Origin of the sequence: Streptomyces sp. NPDC048612, from assembly GCF_043199295.1 — a bacterium.
Lineage (GTDB): Bacteria > Actinomycetota > Actinomycetes > Streptomycetales > Streptomycetaceae > Streptomyces.
The window spans coordinates 37,631-54,828 of record NZ_JBICVV010000008.1 but is presented as its reverse complement, the minus strand read 5'-3'; the positions used below and the strand labels follow the sequence as shown (position 1 = coordinate 54,828).

At 73.0% G+C, this 17,198-nt stretch carries 14 protein-coding genes; 5 read left to right on the top strand and 9 right to left on the bottom strand.

All coding sequences use genetic code 11. From position 1 onward, the window contains the following. Positions 1–17 precede the first annotated feature (17 nt). From ACGFN2_RS14660 to ACGFN2_RS14650, 3 genes are read right to left on the bottom strand one after another with little or no spacing between them, the layout of a single operon-like run. The gene (locus tag ACGFN2_RS14660; protein WP_362604963.1) at positions 18–1,055 is read right to left on the bottom strand and encodes a serine/threonine-protein kinase; all 1,038 of its coding nucleotides are present in this window, start codon (positions 1,053–1,055) and stop codon (positions 18–20) included. Then, the gene (locus tag ACGFN2_RS14655; RefSeq protein ID WP_362604964.1) at positions 1,052–1,762 is read right to left on the bottom strand and encodes a hypothetical protein; all 711 of its coding nucleotides are present in this window, start codon (positions 1,760–1,762) and stop codon (positions 1,052–1,054) included. Before ACGFN2_RS14655 ends, ACGFN2_RS14660 begins: the two co-directional genes overlap by 4 nt. A gap of 16 nt (positions 1,763–1,778) precedes the next feature. Continuing rightward, complete coding sequence (locus tag ACGFN2_RS14650) at positions 1,779–4,166, bottom strand: FHA domain-containing protein (RefSeq protein ID WP_393360293.1); 2,388 nt, start codon at positions 4,164–4,166, stop codon at positions 1,779–1,781. Positions 4,167–4,557: 391 nt separating this feature from the next. Between ACGFN2_RS14650 and ACGFN2_RS14645 the strand changes: the two genes are divergently transcribed. Further along, a complete protein-coding gene (locus ACGFN2_RS14645) occupies positions 4,558–6,111 on the top strand; it encodes a nucleobase:cation symporter-2 family protein (RefSeq protein WP_362604968.1) in 1,554 nt (517 codons plus the stop codon). An 82-nt stretch (positions 6,112–6,193) separates the two neighbouring features. Here ACGFN2_RS14645 and ACGFN2_RS14640 read toward each other — a convergent pair whose 3' ends face one another. After that, a complete protein-coding gene (locus ACGFN2_RS14640; RefSeq protein WP_393360290.1) occupies positions 6,194–6,919 on the bottom strand; it encodes a transcriptional regulator in 726 nt (241 codons plus the stop codon). A gap of 489 nt (positions 6,920–7,408) precedes the next feature. Continuing rightward, a complete protein-coding gene (locus tag ACGFN2_RS14635) occupies positions 7,409–8,179 on the bottom strand; it encodes a TetR/AcrR family transcriptional regulator (RefSeq protein WP_393360288.1) in 771 nt (256 codons plus the stop codon). A 140-nt stretch (positions 8,180–8,319) separates the two neighbouring features. On the opposite strand from ACGFN2_RS14635, the gene ACGFN2_RS14630 reads away from it, so the two are divergent. Further along, positions 8,320–8,541, top strand: a complete 222-nt coding sequence (locus ACGFN2_RS14630) for a hypothetical protein (protein ID WP_393360286.1) — start codon at positions 8,320–8,322, stop codon at positions 8,539–8,541. 97 nt (positions 8,542–8,638) lie between these two features. Here ACGFN2_RS14630 and ACGFN2_RS14625 read toward each other — a convergent pair whose 3' ends face one another. Next, positions 8,639–9,439 carry a maleylpyruvate isomerase family mycothiol-dependent enzyme gene (locus ACGFN2_RS14625; protein WP_393360284.1) on the bottom strand — a complete coding sequence of 267 codons (801 nt, stop codon included), beginning with the start codon at positions 9,437–9,439 and terminating at the stop codon, positions 8,639–8,641. A gap of 330 nt (positions 9,440–9,769) precedes the next feature. Between ACGFN2_RS14625 and ACGFN2_RS14620 the strand changes: the two genes are divergently transcribed. After that, positions 9,770–10,216 (top strand): DUF4118 domain-containing protein, encoded by a 447-nt coding sequence (locus tag ACGFN2_RS14620; protein WP_393360281.1) that lies wholly within the window; start codon positions 9,770–9,772, stop codon positions 10,214–10,216. 1 nt (position 10,217) lies between these two features. Here the strand turns inward: ACGFN2_RS14620 and ACGFN2_RS14615 are convergent, their stop codons facing one another. Together ACGFN2_RS14615 and ACGFN2_RS14610 are read right to left on the bottom strand one after the other, a co-directional pair. After that, complete coding sequence (locus tag ACGFN2_RS14615) at positions 10,218–10,703, bottom strand: hypothetical protein (RefSeq protein WP_362604978.1); 486 nt, start codon at positions 10,701–10,703, stop codon at positions 10,218–10,220. 197 nt (positions 10,704–10,900) lie between these two features. Next, positions 10,901–13,768 carry a SpoIIE family protein phosphatase gene (locus tag ACGFN2_RS14610; RefSeq protein ID WP_393360279.1) on the bottom strand — a complete coding sequence of 956 codons (2,868 nt, stop codon included), beginning with the start codon at positions 13,766–13,768 and terminating at the stop codon, positions 10,901–10,903. Between the two features lie 263 nt (positions 13,769–14,031). On the opposite strand from ACGFN2_RS14610, the gene ACGFN2_RS14605 reads away from it, so the two are divergent. Together ACGFN2_RS14605 and rsgA are read left to right on the top strand one after the other, a co-directional pair. Further along, positions 14,032–14,553 carry a DinB family protein gene (locus ACGFN2_RS14605; protein WP_393360277.1) on the top strand — a complete coding sequence of 174 codons (522 nt, stop codon included), beginning with the start codon at positions 14,032–14,034 and terminating at the stop codon, positions 14,551–14,553. 290 nt (positions 14,554–14,843) lie between these two features. Further along, positions 14,844–16,019, top strand: coding sequence for a ribosome small subunit-dependent GTPase A (gene rsgA / locus ACGFN2_RS14600; protein WP_393360275.1), 1,176 nt, complete (start codon positions 14,844–14,846; stop codon positions 16,017–16,019). A gap of 394 nt (positions 16,020–16,413) precedes the next feature. Here rsgA and ACGFN2_RS14595 read toward each other — a convergent pair whose 3' ends face one another. Further along, positions 16,414–16,896 (bottom strand): DUF456 domain-containing protein, encoded by a 483-nt coding sequence (locus ACGFN2_RS14595; RefSeq protein WP_393360273.1) that lies wholly within the window; start codon positions 16,894–16,896, stop codon positions 16,414–16,416. Positions 16,897–17,198: the final 302 nt, after the last annotated feature.

The window sequence follows — 17,198 nt, the reverse complement described above, 5'->3', positions numbered from 1 at the left end:
GTGACGGCCGCCGCGCGCTACCCCGCGCGGCCCGGGAACATCGGGGTCGCCCAGCGCGGCGGTGGCGGCGGCGCCGCGCTGCGCCGGCCGCCCTGGTCCACCGGGGTGTCGACCTGCGTCATCGGGTGCGGCTGCGGGGTGCCGGCCGGTACCGGGGGCACCGTGGCCCGTCCCGCCGCGCGCAGCGCCGCGACGAAACCCCGGCAGGTCTCGTAGCGGTTCTCCGGGGCCTTGGCCAGGGACTGGGCGAACACCGCGTCGACGGTCTCCGGCAGGTCCGGCCGCAGCTCCGTCATGGCCGGCGGCGGATCGTACTGATGCGCCCACAGCAGCGCCATGTCGTCGTCGCGGCGGAACGGCGGCGCCCCCGTCAGCATCTCGAACAGCACACAGGCCAGGCTGTAGACATCGCAGCGGCCGTCCACCGGGCGGCCGGAGATCTGCTCGGGCGCCACGTAGTCCAGGGTGCCGACGAACTGGCCGACGCTGGTGAAACCGGTCAGCGACAGGGACTTCTTCGTCAGCCCGAAGTCGGTGAGGTAGGCGTGCTCGGGGCGGTCGCTGTCGGTGCCCTCGGCGATCAGGATGTTGCCCGGTTTGACGTCCCGGTGCACCAGGTCGTGCGCATGCGCGGCATCCAGCGCGGAGGCCACCTGGAGGGCGATCCGGCAGGCGGTCTCCAGCGGCAGTGGCCCGTCACGGTCGAGCAGCGCCCGCAGGTCCCGCCCCTGCACGTAGCGCATCGCGATGAAGAGCACGCCCTCGGTCTCCCCGGCCTCGAAGACCGGCACGATGTGCGGGTGGTCGATCGCCGCGGCGACCCGTGACTCATGGGCGAAGCGCTGCCGGAAGGTGTCGTTCCGGGCGAGTTCGGGCGCCAGCAGCTTCACCGCCACGGTACGGCCCAGCCGCAGGTCCTCCGCCCGGTAGACCACCGCCATCCCGCCCCGGCCGATCTCGTCCTGGAGCAGGTACTCGGCGATCTGCCGCCCGCGCAGCCCGGAGGAGTCGGGAGCGGTGGAGCGCTCCTGGGACGGCCCGGGCCCGCCGTTCACCGGATGTCACCCACGGGGTTCGGCGGCGGGGGCGGCCGCTCGCCGGGCTGCACGGCGCGGGTCGGCGGCGCGGACGGCCCGTCCGGGGGGCCCGGCGTTCCGGCGCCCGCTTCCGGCCCGGCGGCACCGGCGGCCGAGGGGGCGGGCGGATACCCGGCCGGCGCCGGCTCGTCCCGTGCCTCCGGGCTCACCCCGGACCCCTGCCGCTCCCCGGACCGCGAGGACGGCCCCGCCGTCACCGCGTAGGTCTGCAGCGACACCCCGTCGCAGTAGCACCACCGCTCGTGCCGGGCGTCGTAGAGCCAGAGCGCATCGCCGTCCACGACCACGCCCAGCCGGGTGCCGCGGGTGCGCGCGGTGAACGACTCGCCGTCCAGCTGCCCGGCGGCCAGCTCCTCGATCAGCTTCCGGTACCGGCTCAGTTCCCCCTCGGCGGCGCCCAGCAGCGGGCGGGGGTCGGCGGTCCGGGCGCCGCCCTGCGCGGCGGCCGGCGGGTCGCGCGGTACGGCCAGCAGCAGCCGGCCGTCGACCCAGGTCGACCAGCCGTTGGAGCACATCGCCAGCGCCCAGTCGCCGCGGCGGTCGACGATCTGGACCGGCAGCAGCGGATCGAGCGGCGCCGACGGCCGGGTGGTGTCCGGGGCCGACCAGCTCGCCATACCCTCCGGGGGGACGACATGGCTGGGGAGGAATTCCGGAGAGGTCACGAACGGCTCCTCGGCGCTACTTGCGCATGATCTCGGGCTCGTGCCGCCGCAGCAGCTTGGTGACCACGAATCCCAGGAGCAGGGAGAGCACGATCATCATCCCCATGTTCAGCAGCCAGGTCCCCGGCTTGTGCTGGAACAGCGGGTCGGCGGTGCCCTGCGGCATGATGCGGTGCAGATCGATGGTGCCCGCCATGGCCCCGAGCGCCCACCGGGACGGCACCAGCCAGGCCAGCTGCTCCAGCACCAGCACACCGTTCAGTTTGAGCAGCGCACCGCAGAACACGACCTGGACGATCGCGATCAGGACCAGCAGGGGCATGGTGACCTCTTCCTTCCGCACCAGCGCGGAAACGAACAGGCCGAGCATCATGGCGGTGAACGCCAGCAGCGCCACCGCGAGGGTGATTTCGATCAGTGGCGGCATCAACACCCCTTTGCCGCCGGGCGCGTTCAGATTGACGCCGATCAGCGCCACCAGGGTCAGCACCACGGCCTGCACGATCGTGATCAGCCCCAGCACCAGCACCTTGGACATCAGATACGCCGAGCGGGACAGGCCGACGGCTCTCTCCCGCTGATAGATGGTCCGCTCCTTGACCAGCTCCCGTACCGCGTTGGCGGCACCGGTGAGCACCGCTCCGACACACAGGATCAGCAGTGCGTTCACCGCCGAGTCCTGGGTGAGCGCGGACCCGGCCAGGGCGTGCGCCATCGCTCCCATCACGAACGGCAGCGCGACCATGATGATCAGGAAGGTCCGGTCGGCGGTCAGCGCCGCTGCGTAGCGCCGCACCAGCGTGTGCAGCTGCTTTCCCCAGCTCTGTGCCTTCGGCGCGGAGACCGGGCCGGCCGGGGCCTCGGGCGGGCGCAGCGGCTGACGGGAGTCCCCGGCGACATAGCGCCGGTGCTGCGGCGAGGCACGGAATTGGCCCGCCCAGTCGCGGTCCCGGTCGTTCTCGAAGGCCTCGAAGGCCTCCGGCCACTGCTCGTACCCGAAGTACGACAGCGCCTCGTCCGGCGGCCCGTAGTAGGCGATGGTGCCGCCCGGCGCCAGGACCAGCAGCCGGTCGCAGACGTCCAGGCTCAGCACGCTGTGGGTGACGACGATGACCGTGCGGCCGTCGTCCGCCAGCCCGCGCAGCATGTGCATCACGGAGCGGTCCATCCCGGGGTCGAGGCCGGAGGTCGGCTCGTCGAGGAAGAGCAGCGAGGGCTTGGTCAGCAGCTCCAGGGCCACGCTCACCCGCTTGCGCTGGCCGCCCGAGAGACTGTGGATCGGCTGGTCCACGCGCTGGTCGAGGCCCAGTTCGTGGACCACCTCGTCGACCCGCGCCTGCCGCTCCTCCTTCGCGGTGTCCTCGGGGAAGCGCAGCTCCGCGGCGTAGCTGAGGGCCCGGCGCACGGTCAGCTGCAGATGCAGGATGTCGTCCTGCGGGACGAGTCCGATGCGCTGGCGCAGCTCGGCGTAGTCGCGGTAGAGGTCACGGCCGTCGTAGAGCACCGTCCCGTCGTCCGCGGGGCGCAGCCCGGTCAGCGCGTTGAGCAGGGTCGACTTGCCAGCGCCGCTCGGTCCGACCACGGCGAGCAGCGTCTTCTCGCCCACCGGGAAGGACATCTGCTCCATCAGCGTCTTGCGGCCGTTGTCGACCCGTACGGCCAGGTCCTGTACGTCCAGCGAGACCTCGCCGGTGTCGATGAACTCCTGGAGTTCGTCGCCGACCAGGGCGAACGCGGAGTGGCCGATGCCGACGATGTCGCCGGGGATCATCGGGGCCCGGTCCACCGGCTGGCCGTTGAGGTAGGTGCCGTTGTGGCTGCCCAGGTCGACGATCTCGAAGCCCTCGGCGCCGGCGCGCAGCTCGGCGTGCTTGCGGGAGACCGAGAGGTCGTCGACGACCAGGTCGTTCTCGGGCGCGCGGCCGATCCGGGTGGTCCGGGCGGCCGGCAGCGGCCGTACCGAGCTGGGCCGGCGGAAGGTCCGGGTGCCGGCGGGGTAGGAGACGGCGGAGGGCCGCTCGGTGCGGGTCGGTGGCGGTGGTGCCGACGGCGCCGGCGGGGTGGGCGCGGCCGGCGGTGGTGGTGACACCCCGGAGAGCACCGCACACGGACCGTCCGCGGGGTTGCCGAACCGGATCACGCTGCCCGGCCCGATACCGGTCTCGTGCACCCGCCGTCCGTCGGTGAAGGTGCCGTTCGTGCTGTCCTCGTCCTCCACCGTCCAGTGGCCCGACTTGGTCCGCAGCACCGCGTGATGCCAGGAGACCCGGGCGTCGTGCAGTACGAGTTCGCACGCCGGGTCCCGTCCCACGTGGTAGACGCGGCTGGGGCTCATCACCTGGGTGCTGCCGTCGGACTCGACGACGAGTTCCGGCGCGGAGGGCGCATCCTGCCGCTCAGCCATACCAAAATGCTACGGCTGCGGGCCGGGCTCCGCCTGTTGTCGCCGCGGCGGCGCCGCGACGCGCGAAGTCCCCTTCCCAAAACGGTATTTCGGGCCACGATCAGCCTTTATCCGAGCGAATACGACCGGTTACTCGCGAGAAAGGGCACAGGTCAACTAGGGTGAACGCCCCGATTGGTCCCACCTGCAAATTCCATGGAAATGCCGGAATTTGCCGCGCAGGTCGAAACACGTCCTGTGGACCCCGGGACGCACAGTGCAGTGCAGGGCTACGTGGTGTCGGTGACACCGCTGAACGTCGGCTTTGTAAGACCCAGCCGGCCCGTCCGTCCTCCGGGACACGACGGGCCGGTCCCTTCTTATTCACCTACCTCCCGAAGGCAAGGCAGAGATGGCACGAGTCTCCCGACAAGACCCCGAGCAGTTCCCCCCGGAGCGGGCTCACCCCGTCGACGAGGTCCTCCCCGTCGGCAAGCTCACCCTCTACGGCTTCCAGCACGTGCTCGCGTTCTACGCGGGCGCCGTGATCGTCCCGATCATCCTCGGGAACGCCCTGGGTCTCTCCCGCGAGGAACTCGTCTACCTGATCAACGCGGACCTGCTGACCTGCGGTGTCGCCTCGATCATCCAGGCCCTCGGGGTCTGGAAGATCGGCGCCAGGCTGCCGCTGGTCCAGGGCGTCACCTTCACCGCGGTCTCCCCGATGATCGCCATCGGGCTGGGCGCGGGCGGCGGCACCGCCGGTCTGCTCGTCGTCTACGGCGCGGTGATCACCGCGGGCATCGCGACCTTCCTCTTCGCGCCCTTCTTCAGCAAGCTGGTGAAGTACTTCCCGCCGATCGTCATCGGCACGATCCTCACCGTCATCGGCCTCACCCTGATACCCCAGGGGCTGCAGGACGCGGCCGGCGGCGCGCAGTTGAAGGGCCACGCCGAATACGGCTCCGCCAAGAACCTCGCCTATGCGCTGGGCACCCTGCTGTTCATCCTGCTCGTGGTCCGGCTCGGGAAGTCCTACCTGAGCAGCCTCGCCGTGCTGCTCGGGCTGGTCGCCGGCACCGGTGTCGCCTGGCTCCTCGGCGATGTGGATTTCGGTGCCGTGGGCAATGCCGACTGGTTCGGCGTCAGCACGCCCTTTCACTACGGAATGCCGAAGTTCGAGCTGTTCCCGATCCTCGCCATGGTCGTCGTCATGCTGATCACCATGGTGGAGACCACCGGAGACGTCTACGCGATCGGCGAGATCACGCGTAAGAAGGTCGACAACACCACCGTCGCCAATGCGCTGCGCGCCGACGGTGTCGCCACCGTCCTCGGCGGAATTCTCAATTCCTTCCCCTACGTGGCCTTTGCCGAGAACATCGGCCTGGTGCGGATGTCAAAGGTCATGAGCCGGTTCGTGGTGGTCGCGGCCGGCGGATTCATGATCATTATGGGGCTGCTGCCGAAGGCGGGCAGTGTGGTGGCCGCCATTCCGCATCCGGTGCTCGGCGGTGCCGCGATCGCGATGTTCGGCATGGTCGCCGCGGTCGGCATCCAGATCCTCGGCAAGGTGGACCTCCGCGAGGAGCGCAACGCCCTGATCCTCGCGGTCAGTCTCGCCGCCGCCCTGCTGCCCAACGCGGTCGAGCCGTTCTTCGCGCGGATGCCGGAGGACGTCCGGGCGGTCCTCAACAGCGGTATCACCCTGGGCAGTCTGACCGCCGTCCTGCTGAACCTCTTCTTCAACGTCTTCACCCGCCGCAAGACGATGGAGATCGACTGGGACGAGATCGAGGCCGACGAACCGGCCGAGACGCACGAGCCGTTCGGCGCGCCCGCCCCGGCCGCCCCGTACGCCCCGCAGACGCCCCACCGGCCGGGCCCGGCCACCCCTCCGGGCCCGCCGCACCCGCAGGGCCCGTACCCGCAGGGCGGGCCGGACTGGGGAGCCCCCGGCCGCTGAGTCCGTCGACGCCCGCGGGCGGGGAGGGAGCCGGACATCCGGTTCCCTCCCCGCCCGCTTTTCCGTCGCTGCCCGCCGCCCGTCAGTAGGTGGGCACGGTGTTGAACGGCGGCGCCTCGCCCGCGTCCCCGATCAGGTCCCAGAAGTGGTCGACCAGCCGGCGCAGATACGCCGAGCGCTCGGCCGCGACCTCCTTCAGCCGGGAGTCGTCGTTCCGCGCCACCACATGCCCCATGTAGCGCTCGGAGAACTCCGCGAACTCCGCGTGCATCGTGCGCAGCGCGTCGCTCACCCGGGTCTTGTTCAGCGTCGTGATCTTGGCGACCGGCCCGACATGGGACTTCCAGCGCCCGTCGAGGGCCGACCGCAGATGCCCGGACAGCTCCTCGTCCCGGCCCATCACCCCGATCAGCTTCCGCAGCGACAGCCCCAGCGCCTCCACCAGCGCCTTGGTCTGCCGGTAGTCGCCGCTCCACTGGGAGGCCGACTCGGCCGCCCAGTAGTGGGCCGGGTCCATGCCGATCAGCTGTGACAGCCGCTCCACGCTCAGCTGGCGGGCCATCCGGTGCTCGGCCAGGGTCCGCGGCTCGACGCCCATCAGCACCGTCAGCGGGCACCACAGGACGTCGGCCAGGGCGAACAGCTGCGGCTCGGTCGGTATCTGGGAGCCGTACTCCCAGGCCTCGACCAGCTCGGGGTGCACCGGCGCGCCGCACGCCGTCATGGACTGGGCGACCTGAGCCGTAGTCAGGCCCACCCGGGCCCGCGCGGATCTGGCCCCGGCGGGGGAGAAGGGAGTGCTGTACACGTGGCGGGACACCTCGCTGCACCCGGCGAACGAGGGGTGCTTGGGGGGAGAGGGCATGGAGGAACATCCAGGAGCGGGCAGATTAACAGATGGTCGATAGGTACGAATCCACCATTGCCCTGCGACTCGAAGGCGAGCGGTGCCGCGCGGGCGGACGGGTGGGAGATGTGCGCTATCTGTCCGATTCCACGCCGCAACTCGCTTACTGGGTATAGCCGGTGCCTCGGTGCTTACCGGGCGGTAGCGCCGCGTCGAGACCGGCTGGACGACGGGACGTGATCAGAGCGTTACGTGGCGGCAGGTGTGGTGTCACGGTCCGCGCCGAGGCTGAAGAGGCCGACCGGCCCCGCCGCGCGGAGCCGGCGACGGCGCACCTGGCATCCGGTCCTCCCTCCCAACCCGATCAGGAGGGGGCCCACATATGCGATCAGTGCTGAAATGGCTGTCCGCGTATCTGCTGACGCTCTCGTACGTACGGGCCGGCCTTGATCAGTGCAGCGTGCGCCGGTCTCCGGCGAAGATCCGGTCGAGGTGGTAGTCGAGGGTGCGGCGCACCTCGTCCAGCGTGCGGCGCCCGTGGAGCACATCGCTGCCCAGGCCCACCACACCGGACACCAGCAGATCGGCCTCGCGCCACGGATCGAGGCCGGGCGCGGTCCGCCCGTCGGTCTGTGCCGCGGCGATCAGCTCGGCCACCATCCGCTCCAGCGGCTGCTCGGCCGGCAGGAAGGCCCTGGCGAGTTCGGGGTCCGTCAGGCTCCGGGCGTAGTACGCGGCGAACACCCGCAGCGCGGTGGTGCGCTGGGCGTCCACGGGCAGGAACTCCTCCAGCACCGCCCGCAGCAGACCCCGGGGCTGCGAGGCGTCGAACCGGATGCGGGAGCGGGCGATGCGCTCGTTCTCCGCGTGCAGCAGATGCAGTGCGTCGACGAGGAGCCGGTGCTTGCTCGCGAAGTGGTACTGCACCGCGCGGAGCGACACCCCGGCCTCGGCCGCCACCTCCCGCAGGCTCGCCGCGTGCAGCCCCCGCTCGGCGGCGATCCGCCAGAGCGCCTCGGCGATCCGCAGCCGTTTGCCCGACGGGGCCGGTGCCGCGGGGCGCTCGGCCACCGGGTCCGGCGTCTGCTTGCGCCGCCGGTAGGCCTTGGCCTGGCAGCTGCGCGAGCAGTAGAGCGCCGGCCGCCCCCGCCCCGCCGGGGGGAGGGCCGTACGGCACATCCGGCACACCGGCTCTCCGGCCCGCCCCTTTTCCGCACGCACAATTCCCCTCCCGAATCCCTGAATTGTGTGACGTAATTCGAATTCCGCAGTACTGGAGCGGCCAATAGCCGCTTTCTCAATGGTACGTTCGTAACGTCCTCGGGGGAACAGAGGGCCTTTCGACAGGACTTGGGGGACGGATGAAGTACGACATCCTGCAGATCGTGGGCGCCGTGGTGATGGTGGTTTTCGCGCAGGGCGCGATCCGGCTGCTCATCGACCACGACGACACCGGACTGCTCGGCGGGCTCGACGGCGGCTTCGGCCTCGCGCTGGCCGTGCACCTGGCGCTGGTCACCGTGGGCGTGCTGCTGACGGGCTGGTCCCATACCCGGGCGAAGGCGCTCGGCCGGCGGACCTGACCGGACGGCAGGACGCGGGGCTCGGGGAGAAGTTGCGTCATACCGCAAGAAGGTGCCGGGCCGCGCGGAGGACCCGCGTGGTCCGGCACCCCGGGTCTCAGAACGCGGAGTTGGTGAACCAGCGGGTCAGCAGCTCCGCGTCACCCGTGGTCGTGAAGGCGTCCGCGGCGTGGTCCAGGCGCCCGTACAGGAGCAGCAGCAGATCCGCCGCGGTGCCCTCGACACCGGCGTCCGCGGAGGCGGCGGCCGCGTCCCCGGTCAGCGGCGCGGCGGCGAAGCCGTCCGGCCGCAGGCGGACCAGCCAGTCGCCGTCCGTGTCGGTGCACCGGAAGCGGAGCGTCTCGCCCTCGCCGCGCAGCCGGGCCACCTGGGGCGCGAAGGGTGTGGCGTGCGGCAGATTGGTCAGGAACTCGTCGACGCCGTCCGCCGCGAGCACGGGGTCGATCACCGGGCGGCGGCCGACCGCGCACTCCGCGTCGGTGCGGTGCACCAGCGTCTCGAACAGCATCCGCCGCATCCAGAACCGGGCGTGCTGATCGACGCCCCACGCCCACATCGGCGCGTCCGGGTCGGTCCCGGCGAACGCCTCCTCGGCCACCGCGGCACTCGCCGACAGCCAGCCGGCCCAGCCGTCCTCCGCCGCCGGCAGATCCAGCTCCACCTCGCGGCTGCGCGGCGGTTCCTGGACGAGCCGCCGCAGCAGAACGGAGAACATCCGCTGCACGCTCCCGGTGTGCCGGACCAGGTCCCGGAGCGTCCACTCCGGGCAGCCGGGCACCGGCGCCGACAGATCCGCGCCGTCCAGCACCGCCACGAACGCGGCGGTCTCGGTCGCGACGGCGGCGCGGTGTCCGGCGGGGCCGACGGCCGCCCGGCCCGTGGGGTGCGAGGTGTTCATGGACGGTGTTCCCGCTCTCTCCGGCCCGGCGACCGGACCGGCCGGGCATCTGCCCGCAGCCTGTCACAGCGGGCGGGCGGGACGGCGGGCGCCCCGGCCCGCACCGCCGCGAGGACCGGGGCGTGGGCCCGCCTCGGCACCGGCCGCTCCACCCTGGCATCAAGGCGGCGTCAGAAAGCGCCCGCCGCCCGTACGCACGGCGTCAAGGACCGCGCCGCGGCGCTCCCGTACGTCCCGCGGCGGGCAGTCTGGGAGCGAGGGTCCACCGCGGGTCCCGGGACCGCACACCGCACCGGTCCGCCGCACCGGGCCGCAGCAGGAGGTGTTCCCATGACCACCGTGCACCGCCCGGCGCCCGCGCTCCGCCCGTACCGCCCCCGCACCACCCGGTTCCCGCGGGTGAACCCGCCCGCCGCCGCCCCGGTCCGCCGGGTGCCGCAGGACCGCACGCTCGCCCGTGATCTCGCGCTGCCGCTCGGCGCCGTCGGTGCGGCGCTGCTGGTGACCGCCCTGATGCTGGCCGGCGCGACCGGCCAGGAACCGGTGGCGCTGGTGCTGTTCGCCCTGCTGACGGCGGCCGTGGCGGTGCGCACCCGGCCGGTCCTGGCGCCCGTCGCCGCCCTGGTGTCCTGGATGTTCTACGACGGCTTCGTGCTCCATCAGCGTGCCGAACTGGCCTTCCAGGCACCGGACCGGACGAGCCTGTGCGTCCTCCTCCTCGCCGGCGTCGTGGGCGCGGGCTGCGCGGCCGCCGTACGGGCCGTCCGCCGGTCCTGACTCAGTGACGGCAGCCGCAGCGGCGGCGACGGGAGCGGACCGCGTGCCGGTAGCGGGACACCGCGGCCCGGCGCCGGCGGCTCGCCGCACCCAGGAACCCCAGTCCGATGCCCAGCATCCAGACGTCCTTGGCCACGACCATGCCCTCCGGGGTCGGCCGCAGACTCCCCGGCTGCCGCATCCCGGGAGTCCGCAGATACAGCCCGACCAGCCCGCCGGAGAACCCGGTCAGCGCGAGCCCGGCCAGCCGGGTGGGGACGAGCGGCGCCAGCAGCGCACCGCCGACCGCGACCTCGGAACATGCCAGCAGCCGGGTGAACGGCACGGCGCGGATCTTGGTCAGGAACGGATAGGCCACACACGCCGTGCTGTGCACACCCTCGGCGGTCTCCCGGTCGGCCCGCAGCAGCGTCAGCCCGGAATCCAGGACGAAGGCGCCGACGGCCAGACGCGGAGCCAGATCACGCGCTTCGGGCAACTGCACCATGGGAGCCTCCAAGATCAGCGTCGGCCCCCCGGCCGAGCTTAGCCAGGGGGCACGGGCGCTGCATCCGGCGGCCGCCATGCGGGGGCGGCGGCGCGTACGGGCGGCGGGCGGCGGCGCGTACGGAGGGGCGGACGGCGGCCTCCCACGTCCTTGCGGCCGCGTGCCCCGAGCCCGGCCCCGCGCCCGCGCCGGAGCCGTCACAGCGCGGGGACGTCGTCCCACTGGTCGAGGACGTCATCGGCCGAGTCCGGACCCGGCTCCGGACGGCCGCCGTCCAGCGACTGCTCGGTCCAGATGACCTTGCCGTCCGTGGTGTAACGGGTGCCCCAGCGCTGGGCGAACTGGGCGACGAGGAAGAGGCCCCGGCCCCCCTCGTCCGTGGTGGCGGCCCGGCGCAGATGCGGGGAGGCGCTGGTGCCGTCGGAGACCTCGCAGATCAGGGCCCGGTCATACAGCAGCCGCACCCGGATCGGCTGGGCACCGTAGCGGATCGCGTTGGTGATCAGCTCGCTGAGGATCAGCTCGGTGGTGAAGTCGATCGCCGCCAGCCCCCAGGACTCCAGCATGCGCAGACAGGCCGCCCGGACCGGGGCGACGGCCGCCGGATCGGAGGACACCTCCCACTCGGCGACCCTGGTGGGCTCCAGCAGCCGGGTGCGAGCCACCAGGAGCGCGATGTCATCGCTGGGGTGGGCGGGCAGCATCGCGTCGAGGACCGCCGTACAGGTCTCCTCGGGCGTGTGCTCCGCCCCGGACGCCAGGGCCGTACGGAGCAGCTCCAGCCCGGTGGCGATGTCGCGGTCGCGGTTCTCGACCAGCCCGTCGGTGTACAGCACCAGCCGGGAGCCCTCGCTCAGCGTCAGCTCCGTGGTCTCCACCGGCACGCTGCCGCCCAGGCCCAGCGGCGGGGAGACCGGCACCTCGGGGAACGTGACACCGCCGGCGGGGCGGATCACGGCCGGTCCGGGATGGCCCGCGGTGGCCAGGGTGACCCGGCCGGTGACCGGGTCGTAGATGGCGTACAGGCAGGTCGCGCCGGTGATGCCGGTGCGTCCCGGGTGCGCCGGTGCCCCGTCGGAGTCGCCGTCCGTGCCGCCGGGCCAGGCCCCGGCGACGTCGCGGCCGTCCTCGTCGCCGGTGCCCGGACCGGCCGCCCGCGCCTCGTCCGTGTCGATGTGGGTGACCAGCTCGTCCAGGTGGTTCAGCAGCTCGTCGGGCGGCAGGTCGAGGGCGGAGAAGTTGTGGACCGCGGTCCGCAGCCGGCCCATGGTGGCGGCGGCGTGCAGCCCGTGCCCGACCACGTCACCGACGACCAGCGCGACCCGGGCGCCGGGCAGCGGGATGACATCGAACCAGTCGCCGCCGACCCCTGCGTGCGCGGGCAGATAGCGGTGGGCGACCTCCAGGGCGGACTGCTCGGGCAGGGTCTGCGGCAGCAGACTGCGCTGCAGGGTGACGGCCGTGGTGTGCTCGCGGGTGTAGCGGCGGGCGTTGTCGACCGCGACGGCGGCCCGCGCGGTCAGCTCCTCGGCGAAGGCCAGATCCTCCTCCCCGAAGGCGTCCGAGGCGGCGGACCGCCAGTAGTTGACCAGCCCCAGCACCACACCCCGCGCCTGCAGCGGTACGGCGGCCAGCGACCGGAGACCGGCGTCCAGCATCTGCCGGGTACCCTCCCGGTCCTGTTCATGCCAGGCGTCCGCGTCGCGCAGATCGCCGACGAGGACGGGCCGGCCGCTGGTCAGGCCCGTCGCCATCGGCGTCCCGGGCCCATGCCGGAGCACCTCGCCGACCCGGTGGAGCGCCGCGTCCTCCGGGGCCCCCCGGACCGCCATCCGCCGGAGTTCGGCGCCCGCCCCGGCCGTCGGTTCGTCGCCCCGCAGCACCGGCTCCAGCAGCTCGACGGTGACCACATCGGCGAACCGGGGCACCGCGACCGCGGCCAGCTCCTCGGCGGTCCGTTCCACGTCCAGCGTGGTGCCGATCCGCAGCCCCGCGTCGTAGATCAGCTTCAGCCGCTCCTGTGCCACGCCCGCCCGCCCGGCCAGCGCCCGCAGTTCGGTGGTGTCCCGCAGCGTCACGGCACTCCCGGCGGGCCCGCCGTGCGGGGCGGTCGGCCGTACGTTGACCGCGAGCAGCCGGTCGCCGGCCAGCAGCACCTCGTCGGTCGCCGTCCGCCCCGACGTCAGCAGCGCGCTGAGCTGCGGTTCCAGGCCGAGGTCGGCGACCGGGCGGCGTTCGGCGTCCGCGGGCAGTTCGAGCAGCCGCCGGGCCTCGTCGTTGGCCAGCAGCAGCCGCCCGTCACTGCTGATGATCAGTACGCCCTCCCGTACGGCGTGCAGCACCGCGTCATGGTGGTCGTACATCCGCCGCACCTCGGCCGGATGCAGCCCCCGCGTCTGACGGCGCAGCCGGCGGCTCACCAGGGCCGCCCCGCCGGCGACCAGCAGCAGCGCCCCGGCGGCGGAGCCGAGCAGCAGCGGCAGCTGCTGCCCCACCTCCGCGTCCGCCCGCTGGACGCGGATGCCCACGGCCACCAGCCCGAGGAGCGAGCCGTCCGGTTCGAGGACCGGGACCGTCGTGGTCACCGCGGGGCCGAAGGTCGAGGTGAAGGTCGCGGTGTACGGCCGCCCCTTGAGCGCGGGGCGGTAGTCGTCGCCGGTGACGCGCTTGCCGATCAGCCGGGGATCGGGGTGGGTCCAGCGCATGCCGTCGGGCCGCAGGACGACGACATAGTCGACGCCGGCGGCCTTCCGGGCCGCCTCCGCCTGGGGCTGCAGCGCCGTGCTGGGGTGGGCGGACCGCATGGCGGCGCGGGTGCCCGGGGCGTGCGCGAAGGTCTCGGCCCCGACGGCCGAGAGCTGACGGGCCTCATGGGCGGTCGCGTCCCGGGCCTGGAAGACGAGCGCCAGGACGGCCGCGATGACCAGCAGCACCGCGAGGGCGAGCTGCAGCACGAACACCTGGCCCGCGACGCTGTGACCGTTCAGCAGCGACCGCAGGCGTTGCCCCGGGGAGCGTGGTGACGCCGATGTGTCGTCACCTTCTCGCCCGAAATTTTCCGTCATGACCCATATCTAGCATTGTGCTCCACCGCGGGGTGGTCGGCCGTCCCGGGACCGCACGCTTCCACGGCACCCTGCCCTGCCCCGTTGAGCAATGCTCAGCCGGGTTGGCGGCGGTGTCCGGCGTCTGGCGTACGGGGTCCGGGGTCCGGGGTCCGGCCGGCACGCCACACCGGCGAGCCGGTCACCGCTCTCGATCACCGCTCCGGGCACCCGCTCCGCCGCATCCGGACCGGTTGTCAGTGCCCTGTGCGAGCCTGACGGACATGGGAACGACACCTGACGGGCGGCCCGTTCCGCCCCCGCACGCCGATGAACGCGCCATGCTGGAAAGCTGGTTGGATTTCCACCGCGCCACGCTCCCGCTGAGGTGCGCGGGCCTGGAAGACCGGCAGCTCCGCCTCGCCTCCGCGGCCCCGTCCACGATGACGCTGCTCGGCCTGGTCCGGCATCTCGCGGAGGTCGAACGCAACTGGTTCCAGCGGGTGTTCGCGGGCCAGGACGTGCCGCCGCTGTACGGGGAGGGCGGCGGGTTCACCCTCGCGCCGGACCTCGGGATCGACGCGGCGCTGGCCGACTGGCGCGCGGAAGTCGCCCGGAGCCGCGAGCTGATCGCCACCGCCTCGCTCGACGACTCGGGCACGCTCTCCGAAAGGGAGGCCGGATTCCTCGGGGACCAGCGGGTTTCCCTGCGCTGGATTCTGGTCCACATGATCGAGGAGTACGCACGCCACAACGGCCACGCGGACCTGCTCCGGGAGCGCATCGACGGGGCCACGGGTGCCTGAGGTTCGCCGCCCGACCGGACCGGATCACGGGGAACGGAAAATACCTGGCGCCACCGCGTGGGACCGGTCTACAGTCGGCAGCGTTCGGAGGACGGTCTGACGCCGTCCTCGTCGGCTGTCCGAGAAGAGCGGGAGGTGAGTACTGATGGCTGTCGTTGCGAAGGGCGCTGCCCGCATCCAGCAGATCATCAACCTCCTCCCTGTGGTCTCCGGCTGACCCGACGTCATCTCACGTCGCCCGCGCCTCGCGCGGCACGGCCGGGACCGCTCCTTCTCGAAGGGCCATCCCGTTGTTCGACCTTTCTTCCTCTGCCGCGCACCCGCTGACCGCCTACGGCTGGGACGACGGATTCGCGCAGAGCTTCACCCCCTTCGCCGGGCCGGGACGCGTGCCCGGCCGTATCGTCCGCGTGGACCGCGGGCGGGTGGACGCCGTCGTGGCCGACGGCGACGGCATCCGTACCGTGCTGGCGGACACCGCGCTGGTGGCGACCTCCGACCCGATGCGGGTGCCGTGCACCGGCGACTGGGCCGTCATCGACCTGGAGAACGGCCGCGGCGGCGATCATGTCGACGGTGTCGTACGGGCGTTGCTGCCGCGCCGGACGGCGTTCGTGCGGTCCACCTCGTCGAAGCGCTCCGAGGGCCAGGTGCTGGCCACCAACATCGACCACATCGTCATCTGTGTCTCACTCGCGGACGCCCTGGACCTCGGGCGGATCGAGCGGTTCCTCGCGCTGGCGATGTCCGGCGCGGGCGAGGACGGGCCGCAGCACCCCTCCGCACCCGCAGCGGAGGGCGGCGCACAGCCGGTGGTCGTGCTGACCAAGGCGGATCTGGCCGGCGACCCGGACGGCCTGGCACATCTCGTCGAGGACGCGGAGACCGTGGCGCCCGGGGTGCCGGTGCTGGCGGTCAGCTCGGCGACCGGTGACGGGCTCGATGTGCTCGCCGCCGTCCTCTCGGGCGGTACGTCCGTCCTGCTGGGGCAGTCCGGCGCGGGCAAGTCCACACTGGTCAACGCCCTGCTCGGGGAGGACCTGCAACGGGTGCAGGCCATCCGCGACCGGGACGGCAAGGGCCGCCACACCACGACCACCCGGGACCTGCGGGCGCTGCCCGGCGGCGGGGTACTGATCGACACCCCCGGGCTGCGCGGCGTCGGCATGTGGGACGCCGAGAGCGGGCTCGCCCGCACGTTCTCCGAGGTCGAGGCGCTGGCCGAGGAGTGCCGCTTCCACGACTGCGCCCACCACTCGGAGCCGGGCTGCGCCGTACAAGAGGCCGTCGAGAGCGGGGAGTTGCCCGTCCGGCGACTGGAGAGCTACCGGAAGCTGCAACGCGAGAACCAGCGCATCGTGGCCAAGACGGACGCCCGGCTGCGCGCCGAGATCCGCCGCGACTGGAAGCAGAAGCAGGCACTGGGCCGGCACCTGATGGAACGGAAGCGCGGCCCGCAGCGGTGACCTGAGCGGTGGGGGAGGGCTGTCCGCGGACGGGCCTTCCCCCCCCGTGAACGTGCGGTTCGTCCCGTCGGCGGCCTATGCGGCACGGGCGGCCGCCGGGGCGGCCGCACTGTTCGCCGTACTCGCCGAGGGCGCGGCCACGCCGGCCGCGGGCGCGGACCGCGACCCCACCGAGCGGACGCCGGCCGCCCTGCCCGCCGTCGGCCCGCGCACCGCCGCCCACCTCAGGATGCGGGCGCTGGCGACCCCGACGTTGCGCCCCCGATGTGGCGAGCGCCCCGGGTCCGGGCCGGGAGCGGGGCGGGACGGCGGTCCCGGCCGCGCGGCGGCCGTCCGCGACGCCGGACCCACCCACGTAAGCCCCCACCACCCCCGCCACTCCCACCGGGCCTCCTCAGCCCGCCACCACCGCCCCGGTCCAGGCGCCGACGACCAGCAGACAGGCGAACAGTTCGACCAGCACGCTCAGGCCGATGGCGCGCAGGGCCGTACGGGTCGAGGCCCAGGCGTCGCCGTGGCTGCCCAGCCGGATGCGCTCCAGCAGATAGAGCCCGCCGACGGAGCCCAGCAGGCCCCCGACGACCGGGATCACGAAGAACCCCACGATGCCGGCCACCCCGGCCAGGAACAGCGCCCGGTACGGCGTGCCCACCGCCCGCAGATCGCGGGCCGGCAGCAGCCACTTCACCACCTGGTTGAGCAGCAGCAGCGCGGTGGCGGCCATCAGCACCACCCAGGCGAGCGCGGACCTCTCGGACAGCGTCCACCACATCACGCCCGCCCAGACGATCAGCGGCCCGGGAATGCCGGGCACCAGCACCCCGAGCAGCCCGAGCAGCATCACCAGACCGGCCGCGACCAGCTGCCAGACGTTCATGCGCCGGCCGCACTTCGCCCGGCCCGCCTGCCGTCGCCCCGCGCGCGCCGTCCCGTGGTCCGCTCACCGCACCCGGTCACGCGCCGGCCTCACTCCCGGCGGGCGCGCGCCCGGTGACGGCCTGTCCGCTGCACACTCTCATGGGCCCAGGGTGCCGGAAGCGGCCCGGAAGCGCTTGCCGGCGGGCGGCCGGAGCACGGGCCCCGGGGGAGCGCGCCTGACCCACCGGTCACACCGGAGCCGAACCGACCGCCGTCCACCACGGCTCGCCCGCCCGCCTACACGGACCCGCGCTGGTCAGC